We start from the raw sequence: 17,155 nt of genomic DNA on the forward strand, positions 1-17,155 counted from the left end.
CCCTACCGGGCCGCCAGGCCCGCACCAGAGGAGCCGCAGATGCAAACCGATCATCCTGTCGTATCCCAGGCGCAATGGGACGCCGCGCGCGAGGCGTTCCTGCGCCGCGAGAAAGAACTGACCCGGGCCCAGGACGCGCTGGCGCGCGACCGGCTGGCCCTGCCCTGGGTCAAGGTGGAAAAGCCGTACCGTTTCAAGGGCCCGGACGGTCCCCTCGCCCTGGCCGACCTGTTCCAGGGACGGCGCCAACTCATCGTCTACCACTTCATGTTCGACCCGGACTGGGAGGAAGGCTGCGTGGGTTGCTCGTTCCTGGCGGACCATATGGAGGGCGCCCTGATGCACCTGCGCCGGCACGACGTGACGGTGGCGGCCGTTTCACGCGCGCCCTACGTCAAGCTGGACGCGTTCAAGAGGCGGATGGGCTGGCGCTTCGATTGGTATTCGTCCCATGGCGGCGATTTCAATTTCGACCTGCGGGCCTCGGTGCCCAAGGCCGACGGCGGCGTCGAGGAACGCTCGGGCGCCAGCGCCTTCTTCCGCGATCCGGACGGCGAGATCTTCCACACCTATTCGACCTTCGAACGCGGCGTCGAACGGCTGGCGGGCGCGTACAACTACCTGGAGCTGGCGCCGCTGGGCCGCAACGAAAACGGCCCCCACTTCAACCTGGGCGACTGGGTCCGGCACCATGACCGCTACGACAACGCGCGGCAGGCCTGCCACGCCTGCGGCTGACGCCGCGCCACGCGCCGGCGCCGGTGCGGCCGGCCTGTGGCTGGCCTGCATGGCGGCGATGGCGGCGGGGTTGTGGATCGACACGCTGCGCACGCCCGCCGCCTTGCTCGCGAGCGAATGCGCGGCCCCGGCCAGCCTGGCGGAAATGGCGTGGCGGCATGCGTCGCTGATGCCGGCAAGCAGCATCGCCATGCTGGCCGCGGCGCTGGCGCCCTGGCCGCGCGCTCCCGCGCTCGGGGCACGCCTGGCCTGCGCGGTATCCATGAGCGTAGGCATGCTCGCCGGCGCGCAGCTGGGCATGCTGGCGGCCCTGCCGCTGGGCGTTGCGCCGTTTGCCGGCATGGTGGCGGGAATGGCGGCCGGCATGGCCGTCGCGCTGCCGGCGGTAGGCTCGCCTTAGGGCCTGCCGGGGTTAGCGCCGCGCGCCGGTCAATGGGCGCGGCGCGGGCGCGGCGGGCTCGAGCGGCACAGCCAGCGGGACCTGGATTTCCAGCGCGGAAGCGGGCTGGGCCACGCATGGCAGGATCCAGCCGTCTTCCTTCTCGTCGCGTGACAGCCCCGGCCATTCGATGCCGTACACGACGGATCCGTCCAGCATCAGACACATGCAGGCGCGGCAGGTGCCGTTGCGGCAAGAGCTTGGCAGCTTGATGCCCGCGGCCTGCGCCGCCAACAGCACGGACGTGCCGGCTGGCGCATCGAAGCGCATGCCGGAAGGCTGCAGCAGGACCGGAAAAGACTTGGACATGGCGAAAGGACGGCGCGCCTCAGGCGGCGTTGCCCTGCCAGTCGAGCTGCCATGCGCCGGACAGCACGTTCTGCATCCACAGCACGCAGGTCAGGGTCTTGGCGTCGGTGACTTCGCCCTTGCGGCACGCCTCGACCAGCTCTTCGGGGCGCGCGCTGGCCACGTCCAGGAATTCGTCCTGGTCCAGCTGGCGGGGGCCGGGGCGCAAGTCTCGCGCGAAAAAGATGTGAATGATTTCCGTGGAATAGGCGATGGCCAGGTGCAAGACGCCGGCATGCGCCCACTGGCCGGCCGTATAGCCCGTTTCCTCGAGCAGTTCGCGCTTGCCGCACACGAGCGGGTCTTCGCCCGGGTCGAGCTTGCCCGCGGGGAACTCCGTCATGACGCGTCCGATGGGGTAGCGGTATTGCCGTTCGAGCAGGACCCGGCCGTCGTCCAGCAGCGGGATCACCACGACGGCCCCCGGATGCACCACGTATTCGCGTATTGCCGTATTGCCATTGGGCAGGCTCACCGTGTCGCGGCGGACCTTCAGGAAGCTGCCGTCGTAAGGCGCCTCGCTGGCGACGAGTTTTTCAACGAGATGGGAATCGGGTTTGTCGGTCATGACGGGTTCCTGGGCCTGGCGCAACGCGCGGGCCGCGTGGGCCCGCGAGGATCATGCAGCTTACCATCGCCGCGATGACGCCTCAGCCGAACTTGCGGCGGGCATCCAGCGCCAGGCCGGCCCCGATGCTGCCGAACAGGTCGCCCTCGACGCTGCGCGCGTCCGGCACCAGCGCCGACACCGCCTCGCGCAGGCGCGGCACGCGGCTCGAGCCCCCGGTGAAGAACACGGTGTCCACGTCCGCCGTCGCCACGCCGGCGTCGCGCATCAGCGCGCCCACCGTGGATTCGACCTTCTCGATCAGGCGGCCCACGCAGGCGTCGAACGACGGCCGCGTCACATCCACGCCCAGGTCGGGCGCAACGCGCGACAGATCGATCCGCGCGGCGGACGTTTCCGACAGAGCGATCTTGGCTTCTTCCACCTGCACCGCCACCCAGTGGCCGGCGCGCTCCTTGACGAGATTGAGCAGCAGATCGATTTTCTCGCGGTCGCCGGCCTCGGCCCGGATGAAGGCGAAGTGCTCGGCCGCCTTGCGGGTGTACGCCTGGTTGATGGTGTGCCAGCAAGCCAGGTTGCCATATTGCGTGGACGGCACGTCCTTGCCGCTGCGCAGCTGGCTGCCCAGCCCGAGCAAGGGCATCACGTGACCCAGGCTGAGCTGCTTGTCGAAATCCACCCCGCCGATGTGCACGCCGCCATAGGCCAGGATATCGTCGCGCCGGTCGGCCTTGGCAGCCCGGCCGGGCCCCAGGCGGATCAACGAGAAGTCCGAGGTGCCGCCGCCGATGTCGATGACCAGCACCAGCTCTTCACGGTCGATCTGCGATTCATAATCGAACGCCGCGGCCAGGGGCTCGAACTGGAATTCGATGTCGGTGAAGCCGACGCTGCGGGCGATCTCGCCCAGCGTATCCTGCGCCGTCTGGTCGGCGGCGGGGTTGTCGTCCACGAAAAACACCGGCCGGCCCAGCACCGCGCGGGTGAAACCCCGGCCCGCGGCGGTCTCGGCGCGTTGCTTCAGTTCGGCGATGAACCGGGTCAACAGGACGCGGAATGGAATCGAACGGCCCTGGACTTCCGTCGAGCCGTCGATGAGCGAGCTGCCCAGCAGGCTTTTCATCGAACGCATCAGGCGCCCGTCGTAACCCGCCAGGTAATCGGAGATGGCCGCGCGGCCATAGCTGACCTCGGCGTCTTCGTCGTGGAAGAAAATGGCCGAGGGCAAGGTGGTCTTGCCGTCTTCCAGGGCGAGGAGCGCGGGTTGGCCGGCACGGCTCCAGCCCACGGTGGAATTGGACGTGCCGAAATCGACGCCGCATGCGGTGGAAATCATGGAAACTCTGGAACTGAAGCAAAACGGCGCACAAGTGTACCCGCTTCGGCTCCCGCCCCTTGCGAGGCCCCGCCGCCCCTACCCCGCGGGCCGCGCCAGCGCCTTGGCGGTAAAGGCCAGGGTCAGCGCCGCCACCGCCAGGCCGGCCGCGAAGCCCCCGGCATAGCCCGCGTAGGCCGCCAGCCCCGTCATCAGGGACGAAGTCAGGATCTCGCCCAGGTCCCGCGCGCTCTGGACTGCGGTCATGTCGGTTCCCGCCTGCTCCCCGCGGCGCGCGAAACGCATGGCCAACGTCATCAAGGCCACCGACGCCGCCCCCGCGCCGAAAGAGCCCAGCGCCTGCGCCGCGTAGGCCAGCCCCGCCTGCCCGGGCGCCCAGCCCTGCGCCTGCGCCAGCCAGCCCAGCGCGGCCGCGCCGGAGGCCGCCAGGCCCAGCGCCAACGCGGCGCGCGCGCCCAGTCTGCCGATCAGCCACGCGCCCCCGCCGCAGCCCAGCAGCACGGTGACGACCCCGCCCGCCATGCCGATGCGGCCCACGTCTTCGACCCGCCAGCCGGCGTCCACCAGGAACAGCTTGGACAGGCCGTAGCCCGCCACCGCCGTCATGGCCGACAGGAAAGCGGCCGCCGCCAGCGCCCAGGCGCCCGGCCGGCGGATGAATCCCGCCAGCGTGGCGCGCGGCCGGGCGGACGGCGCGGCGGCTTCCGTCTCGCGCCAGGCCGAGGCCAGCAGCAGGCTGAACGCGACGGCGGCGGCGAGCACGGCGACGGCGCCCGTCTGGCCGATGTAGCCCGTCATGATCAGGCAGCCCGGGCCGCCAAAGAAGAAGCCCATCATCGTGCCGCCTACTTGCGCCGCATTCGCCCGCGCCAGGGCCTGGCCTTCGAAACGCTCCGCGGTCAGGCCGTCGGTGGCGATGTCCTGGGTGGCGCTGGCCAGCGAAGCCACGGCCATCAAGGCAACCACCCAGGCCGCGCTCGCCGACGAGATGCCCAGCAGCGCCAAGCCCGACAGGCAGGCCAGCACGACCGTCTGCAGCGGAACGATCCAGCTGCGCCGCCGCCCCATCGCCGGATTCCAGCGGTTGTCCACCACCGGCGCCCACAGGAACTTCAGGACCCATGGCAGGCCCACCAGCGGCAGCCAGGCCAGCGCATGCAGGTCCGCGCCGTCGCGGCGCAGCAGCGTGGGCAAAGCCTCCATCGCAACGCCCAGAGGAATGCCCTGTGAAAAATACAGGGCGGTGATCATCAGGAACAAGCGTCCGTTTGCCTTGGGGTGCATCGTCAGGATTCCAGTTGCGGTTGCGCCGCCGCGCGGCGATGTTCGCTGCCGTGGCCCGGCGTCACGAACAGGATTTTTCCGGGACAGGCAATGTGCAGGCGGTGCCACACGCCGCGCGGCACCACGGCGCAGCGCCGGGTGTCCAGCAACACGTCGGTTTCCGCCCCGCCCTCGTCCGCGAGCGTCAGCACCACGCGGCCTTCCAGCACGCACAGCATTTCCTCGCCGGCCGGGTGGCGCTCCCACACGTCGCCGTGCACGTCGGCATCGCTGGTCACGGCCTTGACGCCGACCAGCCAGCCTTCGCCGGGCGACAGGCTCCGGCGCCTGCCGATCTCGCGCAGGGCGCCGTCGTTGCCCAGCGCCATGAAATGGTCGAGCCAGTCGAAGACCGGCGGTATCGGATGGTGTTCTGTCTTCATCGGAATGCCTCCTTGGGGTGGCGGCGGGCGCCACGCCCGCCGCTGTCGTTCAGTACTGGGCGCGCAGCGTCAGCATGACGTTGCGGGGTTCGCCGTAGCGGTTGTTCCATGCCGTGCCCGACAGGCTCTGGTAGTAGCGGCGGTCGAACAGGTTGTTGACGTTCAGCGCCGCGGTCAGGTGCTTGTCCAGCCGGTAGGCCATGCGCAGGTCCACCAGCGTGTAGCCGCCCTGGCGCAGCGTGACGGGGCCCGAGACCGTCGAGTAGCCCGACTGCATCTGCACGCCGCCGCCCACGCTCAACCGGCGCTCCATGACGGGCAGCGCGTAGTTCGTCCAGAGACGGAAGATGTGCTTGGGCGTGAAGCTGGCGAAAGGCTGGCCGTTGGAGACCGAGTCGGACAGGTATTTGCTGGTGTTGAACGTATAGCCCGCCGCCACCGTCCAATACGGCGTGACCTGCCCGCTGGCCTCGGCCTCGAAGCCGCGGCTGCGGACTTCGCCGCCCGAGATGTAGTAGCAGTTGCTGCCCACGCAAGGCCAATCGGGATCCTGCTGCGCGCGGTTCTTCTGCTGGATCTGGAACACCGCCAGCGACACGTTCAAAGCGCCGTCCGCCAGCTCGCCCTTCACGCCGGCCTCGTAGTTGGTGCCGGTGACCGGATCCAGCGGCTTGCCCTCTCGGGTCAGCTGGCTTTGCGGCTGGAACACCTGCGCATAGCTGCCATAGACGGACCACTGCTTATCCAGGTCGACGATCAGCCCGCCGTAGGGCGTGAACTCGGGGTCGATACGCTGGCGCGCAGACGGCGCGCTCTGGTTCCACCAGCTCACGCGGCCGCCCAGCACCAGGGTCACCGGGTCGGCCAGCGAGAAGCGGCCCATGGCATAGACGCCTTGCTGCTTCAGCCGCGTTTCGCCCGGCGAAGAATAAGGCCCCACGCCGGGTTCGGGCACGCTATGCGGATCCCAGTCGAAAACGTTCACCGGCACGTTCAGCGCCGGCCTCAGCATGCCCGTGTACTGCTCTGACGTAGTGCGCTGCGCGTTGCCGCCCAGCAGCAGTTCATGGCGGCGGCCGAACCACTGCACGGGCCCGCTCACGTAGGCGTCCACGCTGGCCTGCGTGTTGTCGAATTTGTAGGCGCCGCCCATCAGCCTCGACCCCATGCCGGTTTCGCGGTCGATGGCGCCATACGCGCCGGCGTACTTCAGATTGCTGTCGGCCGTCAGGTAGTTGGCACTGATCTTGGCCGTCCAGCCCTCGCCGAAACCGTGTTCAAGGTCGGCGAACACACGCGTCGTGTCCCAGTTGAAGCGGTCCCACGCGGCATCCAGATAGGTCGAGCGCGATAGCCCGATGTCGCCGCCGTCCTTGTAGCGCGGCACGCCCGCCATGTTGGTGGTGGAACGGATGCGCTGGTATTGCAACCCGGCGGACAGCACCGTCCGCGGCCCCAGGTCCACCTCGCCTATGCCGTAGAAGAGCGCCGACTGCTGATCCGCCACGTCGTAGAAATAGCCGCGGTCTTCGACCGCGCCGACGATGCGTCCGCGCACGCTGCCGCTGGCGTTCAAGGGACCGCCCAGATCCGCCTCGGCGCGGTAGCGGTCCCAGCTGCCCGCGCTGACCGTGCCATTGAATGCGAACTCGCGCTGCGGCCGCTTGCGCACCAGGTTAACGGTGGCCGCAGGGTTGCCCGCGCCGTGCAGCAGGCCGTTGGCGCCGCGCAGGATTTCCACGCGCTCGTATACGGCCATGTCCTGCGGCGACGCCGCCATGTTGCCCATCAGGACCGGCACGCCGTCCTGCTCGAAGGAATCGACCTTGAAGCCGCGCGAGTAGTACGCCGTGGTCAGCAGCTGGTACGGCTGCACGGTGATGCCGGTGGCGTGCTGCATGACCTCGTCCAGGCTTTGCAGGTTCTGCTCCTGCATACGCTCCAGCCCGATCACCGTGACCGATTGCGGGATCTCTCGCACAGACAGAGGCAGCTTGCCCAGCGTCGCCGTGCCCGGCGCGATGCCCTCGCCGGTGACCGTCACCGCCGGCAGCGATTGCGCCTCCTGCGCGTGCGCCGGCCCCGCCGCCGCCGCGAGCCATAGCGGCCACTGCAATGCGCGCGCCGCATTCCTGAGCGTCCTGCCCGCCCGGGGTTTCAACTTTTTCTGCACCGCTATCCCTCTTTCTTGTTACTGAGAATTATTCTCAAATAATTCTAGAGAGGACGGCTGGCGGCCGCTGGCGATCGCGGAAGTCTTGCTGGCGATTGCGGAAGTTTCGCCGGCGCGGCAGGCGCGCGGGCTCAGCCGCGCGGCGCGAAGCTGCTGGGCAGCGTGCCGTAGCGGCGCTGGAAGACCTTGGTGAAATGCGAGTCGGTGTAGCCGCAGGCGTAGGCGGCCTCCGAAACCGAGAGCTCGCCCGCGGCCAGCAGCGCGTGGGCCTGCTCCATCCGCCGCTCGCGCACGTAGGCATAGACGCTCGTGCCGAACAGCTTGCGAAAGCCCGTGGTGAGCTTGTTGACGTTGACGCCCGCCAGCCGCGCCAGCTCCGGCAGCGACGGAGGGTCCTGCAGATTGCCGGCGACCAGGTCGCGCGCATGATGCAGGCGCTCGACGTCGCCGCGCGTCATGCCATGGGCCGGCGCCACGCTGGGCGCGGGTTGCAACGCGCCCAGCGCCAGCGCCGTCAACTCCAGCGCCTTGCCCGACAGGTACATGCGCCTGAGCGCGCCCTGCACCGGGCAGGCCAGCATCTGATTGCCCAGCGCCTGCATGGCGGGAGCCACCCGCAGATTGGCGTCGGCGTAAGCCTGACCGCCGGGCGCGCGCAGCAGCGCGGCCAATTCCTCCGGCGCCATGCGAAGCGCGTCGCCCAGGTGTTCCAGGCCGGTGCGCAAAGAGATGAACCGCAGCGCCTTGTGCGCGCCGAATTCATGCTCCATGCCCATGGCGTCCTGGCAGAGGCTCATGTGCAGCAGCGGGCCGCTCACCCGCCTGGCCGGCGCGCCGCACACGCTATAGCGAAGCTCGCCGTCCAGCACCAGCACCAGCTTGAGCCCCGGCTCCAGGCGTTCCTGCACCCGTTCGTCGCGGCAAAAACGCAGCGTGCCGCCCGCCAGCGACATCGCGGGCATGGCTGCCGATACGGTCCAGTCGGGTTCGGGGTGGAGGGCGGTCACGGTCGCGGGCGAGGGGCGCCCCGCCTAGTTGATGAGATTGAATATTATTACCGTTTGACCAAAACGGAAAGCCGGCACCGCGCCCCTACTGTTGCTGGCGGCGCTGCTCCAATTCTTTGAGGCATTGCTCCACGCCAGCCTGCATCTGCGCATTCGACACCGCAGCGCGGTCCGAGACTTCGCGGCAACGCGCGTATTCGGCCTGGCTTTCCGGCGTATCCCGGATGATGGCCGGCGCGGCGTTGGGGTCCGGCGTGACCGTCATGCGCAGCGTGGAAGGCGGCGAAAGGCTGCCGTCCTTCGAACGCACGCTGGGATATTGGTATTCCTGCGTGACGGGCGCGGCGTTCTGCGCCTGCGCGGCGCCCCCTGCGCACAAGGCGGCAAGCAGAAATGCGGAAATGTGGAGTTTCTTCATGGCGACCTCTCTTCAATGAGCAAGCGCGCCGGCCCCAGGAGCCGGTGGCGGCCCGGCCCGGCGCGCGCCGCCCTATCGTATCCTCGCCTACCGCCGGGCGACGCTACACAATCCGCCACAGTTGTTTCGTGGGGTTTCTCGCCAGGCCGCTTCAGCGCTTGCTGGCAGGCTTGCCGGCGGGCTGCCGCAGCGGCGCCAGCAGCGATGACAGGCCGTTGTGATCCAGCTCGTGCATCAGGGCCAGCAAGCGGCCCAGTTCGCCAGGCGGAAAGCCCTTGCGCGCGAACCAGGCCAGGTACGGCCCGGGAAGGTCCGCGATCAGGCGGCCCTGGTATTTGCCGAAGGGCATCGTGCGCGTGACCAGCAGGGAAAGCAGCTCAGAATCCATGCCTGTCACCTCGCGGCCAGATGCGGGCGTACATCCAGAAATGGCGCGGCTCGCCACGCACCGTCCGGTACGCATGCAGCAGGCCTTCCCGGCGGAAACCGCAGCGCTCCAGCACGCCCGCCGAAGCCACGTTCGAATCCAGCACGGTGGCCTGGATACGCGCAAACCCCAGCGTTTCGAGCGCCCAACCCGTCAACGCCGCACAGGCCTTCGTGGCCAGCCCCTGGCGCCAGCAGGCCGGCGCGATGTCGTAGGCGATCTCGGCGCGGCGCTGCGGCAGCGCGATCTCGTTCAGGCCGATGGTGCCGACGAGCCGGTCATCCTGGCCGACGATGGCGAGCCGCATGCAGTGCGACTGGCCAGGTTGCGCATAGGCCCGGATCAGGCCGGCCAAGGTTTCAACCCCCTCCAGGCGCCAACTGGTGTGGCGCGTCACTTCCTCGCGCCGCAGATAGGCGTACCAGTCGGCGGCATCCTCGTCGCGCATGGCGCGCAGGCGCATGCCTGGCGCGTCCAGGGCGGGATAATCGTGGGGCCAATCGGCAAAGGTCGGCAACATTGCGGTTCAGTGCAGAGGGCGGCAACGCCGCCATTACGCGCAGCTTATCAGGCGCAGCCCCGCCGCGCCTCAGTCCGCGTGAGCGACGCGGGGTTCGCAAAGCACGGGGAAGTTCACCGAGTTGGCGATGAAGCAGAAATGGTGCGCGCGGCCGTGCAGTTCCTCGGCCAGCGCCGCGTCGCCGCCAGCGGCGATGGTCACCACCGGCCGCAGCGTGACCCGGGAGAACGCTCCGCCGCGCTCGCGGTCTTCGGCCATCACGCCTTCGGCCTCGTCCCGGTAGGCCAGCACGGTCACGCCCTCGACCGCGCAGAGATGCAGGTACCAGAGCTTGTGACAGGCGGACAGCGACGCCACCAGCATGTCCTCGGGATTCCAGCGCGCGGGATCGCCCCGGAACGCGGGATCGGACGATCCCGCCACGTCGGGCTTGCCCTGCGCCCGTATCAGGTGATCGCGGGAATACGCCGCGTAGCTGGATGTGCCGGTGCCGGTGTTGCCGGTCCACTCCACCGTAACGTGGTAGCTATGTTCGCCGTTCATGGGAATCGTCCTGTTCGGGTTCATGCCGCCGGGCCGTCCCGGCAAACAAAGAGGCCTAGCGTAGCGCATGCGCGCAGGCGGATGAAGGCCCGCGGCCTTACAACCCGTTTCAGCACCGGAGCCCTACTCTCCGTATCGTGAACGCGTTTTTCACACAGGAGCTCGCCATGATGAAAACCACCCTGACCTGCGCCCTGACGCTTGCCCTGCTGGCCGGTTGCGCGCCTTCCCATACCGTCTCGGGCCGCGCCGCGCCCGCCGACGGCCACACCGCCCGGAACTCCTTGGACTGGCCCGGCAGCTATGAAGGCACCCTGCCCTGCGCGGACTGCCCCGGCATCCGCACCCGGCTGACCCTGGCCCAGGACGGCCGCTACGAAAGGCAGACCCAGTACCTGGACCGCGAGCCGCAGCCCGAGACGGTGACGGGCACTTTCAGCTGGGAGTCCGACGGCAGCACCATCCGGCTTGACGCCTCGGGCGACAGCCAGCGCTACTTCGTCGGCGAAAACCAGGTAACCATGCTGTACCGCGACGGCACGCGCCCCACCGGCCCGCTCGCCCCGCACTACGTCCTGCGCCGCGCGCAGTAGGGCGCAGCGCAGGACGCGCGCTTCCGGCTGCTATGCTTGCCGCAACGTCCGCGCCGCGGCGCGGCACCTCCCGCCAAGGAAACCATGAAGACCGACCACGAGCTGCTCTCCGCCTTCGCCCCGACGGGGGTGCTGCGCGCTTCCATCAATCTGGGCAATCCCATCCTGGCCAATACCGATCCCGCCACCGGCCGACCCGGCGGCGTCTCGGTGGACCTAGCCACCGAACTGGCCCGGCGCCTGCAGGTGGAACTGGAACTCGTCGTGTTCAAGTCCGCCGGCGAATCCGTCAATGCCGTGGCCGCCGAGCAGGCGGACGTGGGTTTCTTCGCCATCGATCCGCTGCGCGGGGAACAGATCGCCTTCACCGCGCCCTATGTGGTCATCGAAGGCGCGTACCTGGTCCGGCAGGGCTCCCCGATAAACGCCATGGACGAAGTGGACCGCGAGGGCCAGCGCGTCGTGGTCGGCAAGGGCAGCGCCTACGATCTCTACCTGACGCGCGAGCTCAAGCAGGCCGAGATCTTCCGCGCCCCCACCTCGCCCGCGGTGGTCGACACGTTCCTGCAGGAAAACATGGAAGTCGCCGCCGGCGTGAAGCAGCAGTTGCAGGCGGATGCGCAGCGGCTGGGCGGCCTGCGCCTCCTGGACGGCCATTTCATGCTGATCCGCCAGGCCATGGGCGTGCCCAAGAGCCGCGGCGACAAGGCCAGCGCCTATCTGGGCGCCTTCGTCGAAGCCATGAAGAAATCGGGATTCGTGGCCGAGGCCCTGGCGCGTCACCAGATCCAGGGCGCGGCCGTGGCGCCGCTGGAACCGGCGCCCGGCGCCTGACGACGCGCGGACGGCCTCAGGCGCCGTCCCGCAACATTTCCCGCAGGCGGAACTTCTGCACCTTGCCCGTCGGCGTGCTGGGCAGGCTGTCGCGCACCTCCAGCCGCTCCGGGATGTATTGCAGCGCCACGCCATGCCCCTTCAGGAATTCCACCAGCCCGGGCAGTTCCAGCGCGCTGTCCGGCTTTAGCGTGACCACCGCGCAGGCCCGTTCGCCCAAGCGCTCGTCCGGGTACGCCACGATGGCCGCCTGGGCGATGGCAGGATGCCGGTACAGCAGGGATTCGATCTCCACCACCGGAATGTTCTCGCCCCCACGGATGATCACGTCCTTGCTGCGGCCGGTGATGCGCAGATAGCCCTGTTCGTCGATGCGCGCCATGTCTCCGGTATCGAACCAGCCCTCGCCGTCGGTCGCGTTCAGCTGCGGCCGCTTCAGGTAGCCGCCGAAGTTGGAGCAGGAACGCAGCCAGAGATTGCCCACCTCGCCCGCCGGCAGCGCCGCGCCGGACGCATCCACCACCTTGATCTCGACGCCCGGCAGCGGGCAGCCATCGCTGGTGTAGGCGCGGACGTCGTCGTCTTCCGGACGGGTGAGCGTGACCGCGCCGTTCTCGGTCATGCCCCACGCCGAGATGATCTTCGCTCCCAGCACCTGCCGGGCCTGCTCCACCAGCGGCCCCGGTATCGGCGCGCCCGCGCACAGGAAAGTGCCCAGCGTGGGCACGCCCTGCCCCGACTGCGCGACTTCGCGCGCCAGGTCCGTCAGGAACGGCGTGGACGCCATGCTGAACGTCGCGCCGTGCTCGCGGATGAGGCCGGCCGCAACCGCCGGGTTCCAGATATCCAGCGTCACGGCCTCGCAGCCCAGGTAGATCGGCATCATCAGTCCGTACATGAAGCCGGTCTGGTGCGCCATAGGAGATCCCATCAGCACCACGTCGTCCGCGCCCAGGCCCAGGCGCCCGGCGTAGGCGGCGATGTTGGAGAACGTGGTGTTGGCCGTGTGCATCACGTCCTTGGGCTCGCCCGTGGTGCCGGACGTGTAGATCAACTGCGTAACGTCATCCGGCCCAGGATGCGAACGGCCCAGGATGTCTCCCGCGTCGGGCTCGTCCTCCCAGCGGGGTTCGGCCAGCAGCGACTCGAAACTGTCCGGGCCGGCGCCCCCCACGGCGATCACGCGCTCCAGCCGGGGCAGGTCGGCGCGCAGCCCTTCGGCCATCGCCGGATAATCGAAGCCGCGGAAACGCTGCGGCACGATGAACACGCGCGCCTCGCCATGGCGCAGCATGAACGAGAGTTCGCGCTGCCGGAAGATGTGCATCAGCGGATTCATCACGGCGCCGATGCGCGAGCAGGCCAGGTAGGTCACGACGAACTGCCAGCCGTTGGGCAGTTGGCAGGCCACCACGTCGCCCGCCTCGATGCCCAGCCGCGCCAACCCCACCGCCACCCGGTCGGCCATGGCGGCAAGCTGGCGATAGGTGAACCGCCTGGTTTCGGCGCTGTCGGTATGCACCGCGGTCAGCGCCGTCTTGTCGGGATGCAAGGCCGCGCCCCGGTCCAGGAAGTCATTGATGGTGCGGTCCGGCCACCAGCCGCGCGCGATGCTTTCCCGCCGTCTGGGTGCAATCAATACAGCATCGAATTCCATGTCTGTCTCTCCGATGATTCCGCGCCGGGCCGGCGTCAGGCAGGCACCGCTGCGCGCCCGGCCCGGGTGCGCGCGATGATGGTCTTCATGATCTGCGCGGTGCCGTCCCCGATCTGGAAGCCCAGCACGTCGCGCAGGCGCTGTTCCATGACGCCACGGTCATAGCCGCCATGGCCGAAGGTCAGCAGGCATTGGTGCACCACGTCGTACGCCAGCTTCGGCCCCCACCATTTGCACATGGCGGCCTGCGCGCTGTGCGGCAGCTGACGGTCTTTCAGCCACAGGGTCTGCAGGCACAGCAGGCGGGCGGCCTCGACCTGGGTGTCGCCCTCGGCCAACGGGTGCGATACACCCTGGAACGCGGACAGGGGCTTGCCGAAGGCCTCGCGCTGCGCCGCGTGCTCCCAGGCTTCGTCCAGCGCGGCCCGCGCGACCGCCAGCACCTGCAGGCCGATCAAGGCCCGCGAATAGTCGAAGCCCTGCATCACCTGGACGAAGCCCTCGCCTTCCCGACCCAGCAGGTGGTCCGCCGGCACGCGCACATTCTCGAAGAACAGCGAACCTCGCCCGATCGCGCGTTGCCCGTGGCAGTCGTAGCGATTGCGCGTGATGCCCGGCAGCTCCATCGGCACGAGCAAGGCGGTGACGCCGCGCGCGCCGGACTCCACCGTGCCGCTGCGGCCGAACACCACGGCGGCGTCCGCCTGGTCGGCGGCGGAAATCGACGCCTTCTCTCCGTTGAGCACATAGTGGCCGTCCGCCCGCTCCACGCGCAGGCGCAGATTGGCCGCATCGGAGCCGCCGCGCGGCTCGGTCAGCGCAATGGCGAGCAGCGCCTCTCCCCGGGTCAGGCGCGCGAGCCATGGCCGCGCCACTTCCGGCTTGCCGTGCTGCGCAAGGATCTGGCCGTTCAGCGACGCCAGCAGGTTGATGTATGACAGGCTGAGGTCGGCGCGCGCGATCTGCTCGTGGATCACGCCAGCGGCCAGGCAGCCCAGCCCCTGCCCGCCGCAATCCTCCGGCAGCTCGGGCGCGATGAAACCCATGCCGCCCATTTCAAGCATCAGCCCGCGGTCGAGCGTGCGCGTGGCGTCGCGCTCGAGAAAGCCCGGCGCCACGCGCCCGGCCGCGAAACGCCCGGCGTGCTCGGACAGCGCGGCCAGGTCCTCGTCGATATAGGGATTCATCTTGTCTCCTGCGGCTCGCCGGACTTGGCGGCGAACGCGTGCGTGGGTATGGCGCTATCTGGCGTGGCGGCGGAAATCGGGCTTGCGCTTTTCCTGGAAAGCCTTGACCCCTTCGCGCGATTCCTCCGTGTCGTAGTACAGCTTCAGCGCGTACATCCCCATTCCGGCAATGCCCGCCTGATGCGCCGTGTCCATGTTGAAAGAACGCTTGGCGATCGCGATGGCGGTGGGGCTTTTCTCCATGATCTCGCCGCACCATTTCCGCACCTCGGCATCGAGCTGGTCCGGCGGCACCACCGCATTGACCAGGCCCATGGCCAGGGCCTCGGCGGCGGAATAGCGGCGGCACAGATACCAGATTTCACGGGCTCTTTTCTCGCCCACCACCCTCGCCAGGAACGCCGTGCCGTAGCCCGGATCCACCGACCCCACCTTCGGCCCCACCTGGCCGAACACCGCCCGCTCGGACGCGATCGTGAAATCGCAGATGGTGCACAGCACATTGCCGCCGCCGATGGCGTAGCCCTGGACCCGCGCGATCACGGGCTTGGGCACGTCGCGGATGGCGCCGTGCAACTCTTCCATCGGCAGCCCGATGGTGCCGCGGCCGTCGTACTGCCCGGAGTGGGCCGACTGGTCGCCCCCAGTGCAGAAAGCCTTGTCGCCCGCGCCCGCCAGCACGATCACGCCGATATCCGGCGCATAGCCCGCGCGGTTGATCGCGTGGATCAGCTCATCGCAGGTGCGGCCGCGGAAGGCGTTCATCTTTTCCGGCCGGTTGATCGTGATCCAGGCCGCGCCGTCGCGGACTTCGTAGAGGATGTCTTCGTAGTTCATGTGAGCTTCCTGTGAAGAAGGAAAATGGCCCGCTCAGCCGTTCATGGTCAGGCCGCCCGAGACGCTCAGCACCTGCCCGGTGACATAGGCGGCGTCGTCGCTGGCAAAGAACAGAATCGCGCCGGGCAGATCTTCCGGCTGGCCGATGCGGCCGAGCGGAATGGCCCGGGTGAAGGCTTCGACCAGCTTCTCCGGATTGCCCGCGCCTTCCTTGTAGCTGGCGAACAGCGCGGTATCGGTGGGCCCCGGGCACACCACGTTCACCGTAATGCCGTGCCGCGCATGCTCGCGCGCGATGGTCTTGGAAAACGCCACCAGCCCGCCCTTGCAGGCCGCGTACACGGCCTCGCCCGACGAGCCGGCCCGGGCGGCGTCGGACGCGATATTGACGATGCGCCCCGACTTGCGAGCCGCCATGCCCGGCAGCACCGCATGGTGCATGTGCAGGGCGCCGATCAGGTTGATGGCGACGAGCCGGTCCCATTCGGCGGGCTCCGTCTTCGTGAAGGGCTTGAAGATGTCCCAGCCCGCGTTGTTCACCAGCACGTCGGCCGGCCCCAACCCGGATTCGACGGCCGCCACGGCCGCGTCGACCTCGTCGCGGCGCGTGATGTCGCAGCGCAGCGCCAGCGCCCGGCCGCCCTCGGATTCGATGGCGGCGGCGACGGCGCCGGCCGCTTGCGGATCCAGGTCCAGCACGGCCACTGCCGCGCCCTCCCGCGCCAGGCGCCGGCAGGTGGCCCCGCCGATGCCGCCGCCGCCGCCCGTCACGATCGCCGTCCTGCCGCTCAGTCTTTGCATGATTTCCTCTGCCCAGGTTGCGGGGCTTGGTATCCTTACCCGACTGGCTGGATACGCCACCCAAATACGTAAATATGTTTACCTATATTAGCGACCGTCGATACAGGTAATCAAGGCTGGAAACGCGAAGAACCCACTATGGAAAACCCTAGAAAAAATACTGATATCGCACGAATGGAGCTGGCCAACCGCTTGTTTTTCAGGCTGTATCAATGCGCAAACATGCTGCATAAAACAGGCAGCCGCGCGGTCGAGCACCTGGGTTTGACGACGCAGCAGTGGGCGGTGCTGGGCGCGCTGTCGCGGCCCGAGGCGCAGGCGGGAATCAGTGTGGGAGATCTGGCCCGCTACCTCATGGTCAGCCGGCAAAGCCTATCGGGTCTGATCAGCCGGATGGAACGCGACGGCCATATCGCCAGCGCGCCCGACGGGCGCGACCGCCGCTCGCGCCTGGTCACCATGACGGCCTCGGGCCGCAAGGTCTGGACCCAGGACGCGCTGCCGCGCATCCATGAATACTATGAAGGGGCGCTCGACGAGTTCTCGATGGGAGACCTCAGCCACACCCTGCACTATCTGCTGAAGCTGCTGGAGAACATGCAGCGCCTGGACGACGCCGCGCCGCGCGGCGAGGGGGAATAGGCCCGCCTCGCGCCCGCATGCCGGCGCGCGGCGAGCCCCTTGCCGCTAGTGGCTGATCATCCAGGGCCGGGCGCCCGCGAACGATTTCGCGCCGTCCGGCGCCGTGCGCGTCTTGCCCGCCTGGGCGCGGCCGGAACAACACCCGCAATTCATGCCGTGGCCCGAACGCGTGCTGCGCGGTTCATGCGCGCTGCGCTCATTGGCCGCGCGCGCCCGGTTCACCGCGGACGACAGCGCCGAGATCGCGGGCGCCCCGCCCACGATGCGGCCCGACGGCTCTCCGCATTGCGGGCAGGCGGCCGGGTCGCGCCACCGCGCCAGGGGCACGAGCGCCGCGAATTCTCCGCAGCGGCCACAGGCATAGTCATACATGGGCATCGT

Annotated in this window: 21 protein-coding genes; 5 read left to right on the forward strand and 16 right to left on the reverse strand. The window is 68.8% G+C overall.

Annotation, left to right across the window (positions count from 1 at the left end):
- The first annotated feature begins 39 nt into the window (after positions 1 to 39).
- Positions 40 to 738 (forward strand): DUF899 domain-containing protein, encoded by a 699-nt coding sequence (locus tag JL37_RS04220; protein ID WP_043542251.1) that lies wholly within the window; start codon positions 40 to 42, stop codon positions 736 to 738.
- Positions 692 to 1,138, forward strand: coding sequence for a hypothetical protein (locus tag JL37_RS04225; protein ID WP_231570285.1), 447 nt, complete (start codon positions 692 to 694; stop codon positions 1,136 to 1,138). Before JL37_RS04220 ends, JL37_RS04225 begins: the two co-directional genes overlap by 47 nt.
- Before the next feature lie 12 nt (positions 1,139 to 1,150).
- Here JL37_RS04225 and JL37_RS04230 read toward each other — a convergent pair whose 3' ends face one another.
- The 11 genes from JL37_RS04230 to JL37_RS04280 all read right to left on the reverse strand — a co-directional run bounded on the left by JL37_RS04230 (position 1,151) and on the right by JL37_RS04280 (position 10,223).
- On the reverse strand, positions 1,151 to 1,486 hold the full coding sequence (locus tag JL37_RS04230) for a 2Fe-2S iron-sulfur cluster-binding protein (RefSeq protein ID WP_043542252.1): 336 nt from the start codon (positions 1,484 to 1,486) through the stop codon (positions 1,151 to 1,153).
- Positions 1,487 to 1,505: 19 nt separating this feature from the next.
- Complete coding sequence (locus JL37_RS04235) at positions 1,506 to 2,093, reverse strand: NUDIX domain-containing protein (RefSeq protein ID WP_043542253.1); 588 nt, start codon at positions 2,091 to 2,093, stop codon at positions 1,506 to 1,508.
- 82 nt (positions 2,094 to 2,175) lie between these two features.
- Positions 2,176 to 3,429, reverse strand: a complete 1,254-nt coding sequence (locus JL37_RS04240) for an Hsp70 family protein (protein ID WP_043542255.1) — start codon at positions 3,427 to 3,429, stop codon at positions 2,176 to 2,178.
- A 78-nt stretch (positions 3,430 to 3,507) separates the two neighbouring features.
- A complete protein-coding gene (locus tag JL37_RS04245; RefSeq protein ID WP_043542256.1) occupies positions 3,508 to 4,713 on the reverse strand; it encodes a RhtX/FptX family siderophore transporter in 1,206 nt (401 codons plus the stop codon).
- Positions 4,714 to 4,715: 2 nt separating this feature from the next.
- The gene (locus JL37_RS04250; protein ID WP_043542257.1) at positions 4,716 to 5,135 is read right to left on the reverse strand and encodes a cupin domain-containing protein; all 420 of its coding nucleotides are present in this window, start codon (positions 5,133 to 5,135) and stop codon (positions 4,716 to 4,718) included.
- Positions 5,136 to 5,184: 49 nt separating this feature from the next.
- Positions 5,185 to 7,251 (reverse strand): TonB-dependent siderophore receptor, encoded by a 2,067-nt coding sequence (locus tag JL37_RS04255; protein WP_043542259.1) that lies wholly within the window; start codon positions 7,249 to 7,251, stop codon positions 5,185 to 5,187.
- Positions 7,252 to 7,439: 188 nt separating this feature from the next.
- Positions 7,440 to 8,315 (reverse strand): AraC family transcriptional regulator, encoded by an 876-nt coding sequence (locus JL37_RS04260; protein ID WP_231570286.1) that lies wholly within the window; start codon positions 8,313 to 8,315, stop codon positions 7,440 to 7,442.
- Between the two features lie 85 nt (positions 8,316 to 8,400).
- A complete protein-coding gene (locus JL37_RS04265) occupies positions 8,401 to 8,733 on the reverse strand; it encodes a hypothetical protein (protein ID WP_043542261.1) in 333 nt (110 codons plus the stop codon).
- A gap of 151 nt (positions 8,734 to 8,884) precedes the next feature.
- Positions 8,885 to 9,121 (reverse strand): DUF3820 family protein, encoded by a 237-nt coding sequence (locus tag JL37_RS04270; RefSeq protein WP_043542263.1) that lies wholly within the window; start codon positions 9,119 to 9,121, stop codon positions 8,885 to 8,887.
- Positions 9,111 to 9,680, reverse strand: a complete 570-nt coding sequence (locus JL37_RS04275) for a GNAT family N-acetyltransferase (RefSeq protein WP_043542264.1) — start codon at positions 9,678 to 9,680, stop codon at positions 9,111 to 9,113. Before JL37_RS04275 ends, JL37_RS04270 begins: the two co-directional genes overlap by 11 nt.
- Positions 9,681 to 9,749: 69 nt before the next feature.
- Positions 9,750 to 10,223 (reverse strand): OsmC family protein, encoded by a 474-nt coding sequence (locus JL37_RS04280; protein WP_043542265.1) that lies wholly within the window; start codon positions 10,221 to 10,223, stop codon positions 9,750 to 9,752.
- A gap of 167 nt (positions 10,224 to 10,390) precedes the next feature.
- On the opposite strand from JL37_RS04280, the gene JL37_RS04285 reads away from it, so the two are divergent.
- Entirely contained in the window at positions 10,391 to 10,816 is a 426-nt protein-coding gene (locus JL37_RS04285; RefSeq protein ID WP_043542268.1) for a copper resistance protein NlpE, read from the forward strand.
- Between the two features lie 84 nt (positions 10,817 to 10,900).
- Positions 10,901 to 11,650: an ABC transporter substrate-binding protein gene (locus JL37_RS04290; protein ID WP_043542269.1), complete on the forward strand. Its 750-nt coding sequence runs from the start codon at positions 10,901 to 10,903 to the stop codon at positions 11,648 to 11,650.
- A 16-nt stretch (positions 11,651 to 11,666) separates the two neighbouring features.
- Here JL37_RS04290 and aliA read toward each other — a convergent pair whose 3' ends face one another.
- Genes aliA through badH form a run of 4 tightly spaced genes read right to left on the reverse strand, consistent with a single transcriptional unit; the run spans position 11,667 to position 16,132 of the window.
- Positions 11,667 to 13,307: a cyclohexanecarboxylate-CoA ligase gene (aliA, locus tag JL37_RS04295; RefSeq protein ID WP_043542271.1), complete on the reverse strand. Its 1,641-nt coding sequence runs from the start codon at positions 13,305 to 13,307 to the stop codon at positions 11,667 to 11,669.
- 35 nt (positions 13,308 to 13,342) lie between these two features.
- Positions 13,343 to 14,494 (reverse strand): cyclohexanecarboxyl-CoA dehydrogenase, encoded by a 1,152-nt coding sequence (gene aliB / locus JL37_RS04300; RefSeq protein ID WP_043542272.1) that lies wholly within the window; start codon positions 14,492 to 14,494, stop codon positions 13,343 to 13,345.
- A gap of 54 nt (positions 14,495 to 14,548) precedes the next feature.
- Positions 14,549 to 15,331: a 2-ketocyclohexanecarboxyl-CoA hydrolase gene (gene badI, locus JL37_RS04305; RefSeq protein WP_043542274.1), complete on the reverse strand. Its 783-nt coding sequence runs from the start codon at positions 15,329 to 15,331 to the stop codon at positions 14,549 to 14,551.
- Positions 15,332 to 15,364: 33 nt separating this feature from the next.
- Positions 15,365 to 16,132: a 2-hydroxycyclohexanecarboxyl-CoA dehydrogenase gene (gene badH / locus JL37_RS04310; protein ID WP_043542275.1), complete on the reverse strand. Its 768-nt coding sequence runs from the start codon at positions 16,130 to 16,132 to the stop codon at positions 15,365 to 15,367.
- A 138-nt stretch (positions 16,133 to 16,270) separates the two neighbouring features.
- Here badH and JL37_RS04315 point away from each other — a divergent pair, with 138 nt between their 5' ends.
- Positions 16,271 to 16,774 (forward strand): MarR family winged helix-turn-helix transcriptional regulator, encoded by a 504-nt coding sequence (locus tag JL37_RS04315; RefSeq protein ID WP_043542277.1) that lies wholly within the window; start codon positions 16,271 to 16,273, stop codon positions 16,772 to 16,774.
- A 45-nt stretch (positions 16,775 to 16,819) separates the two neighbouring features.
- On the opposite strand, the gene JL37_RS04320 is transcribed toward JL37_RS04315, so the two are convergent.
- Complete coding sequence (locus tag JL37_RS04320) at positions 16,820 to 17,152, reverse strand: FmdB family zinc ribbon protein (RefSeq protein ID WP_043542278.1); 333 nt, start codon at positions 17,150 to 17,152, stop codon at positions 16,820 to 16,822.
- Positions 17,153 to 17,155: the final 3 nt, after the last annotated feature.

The organism is Achromobacter sp. RTa (assembly GCF_000757485.1).
Classification (GTDB): domain Bacteria; phylum Pseudomonadota; class Gammaproteobacteria; order Burkholderiales; family Burkholderiaceae_B; genus Achromobacter.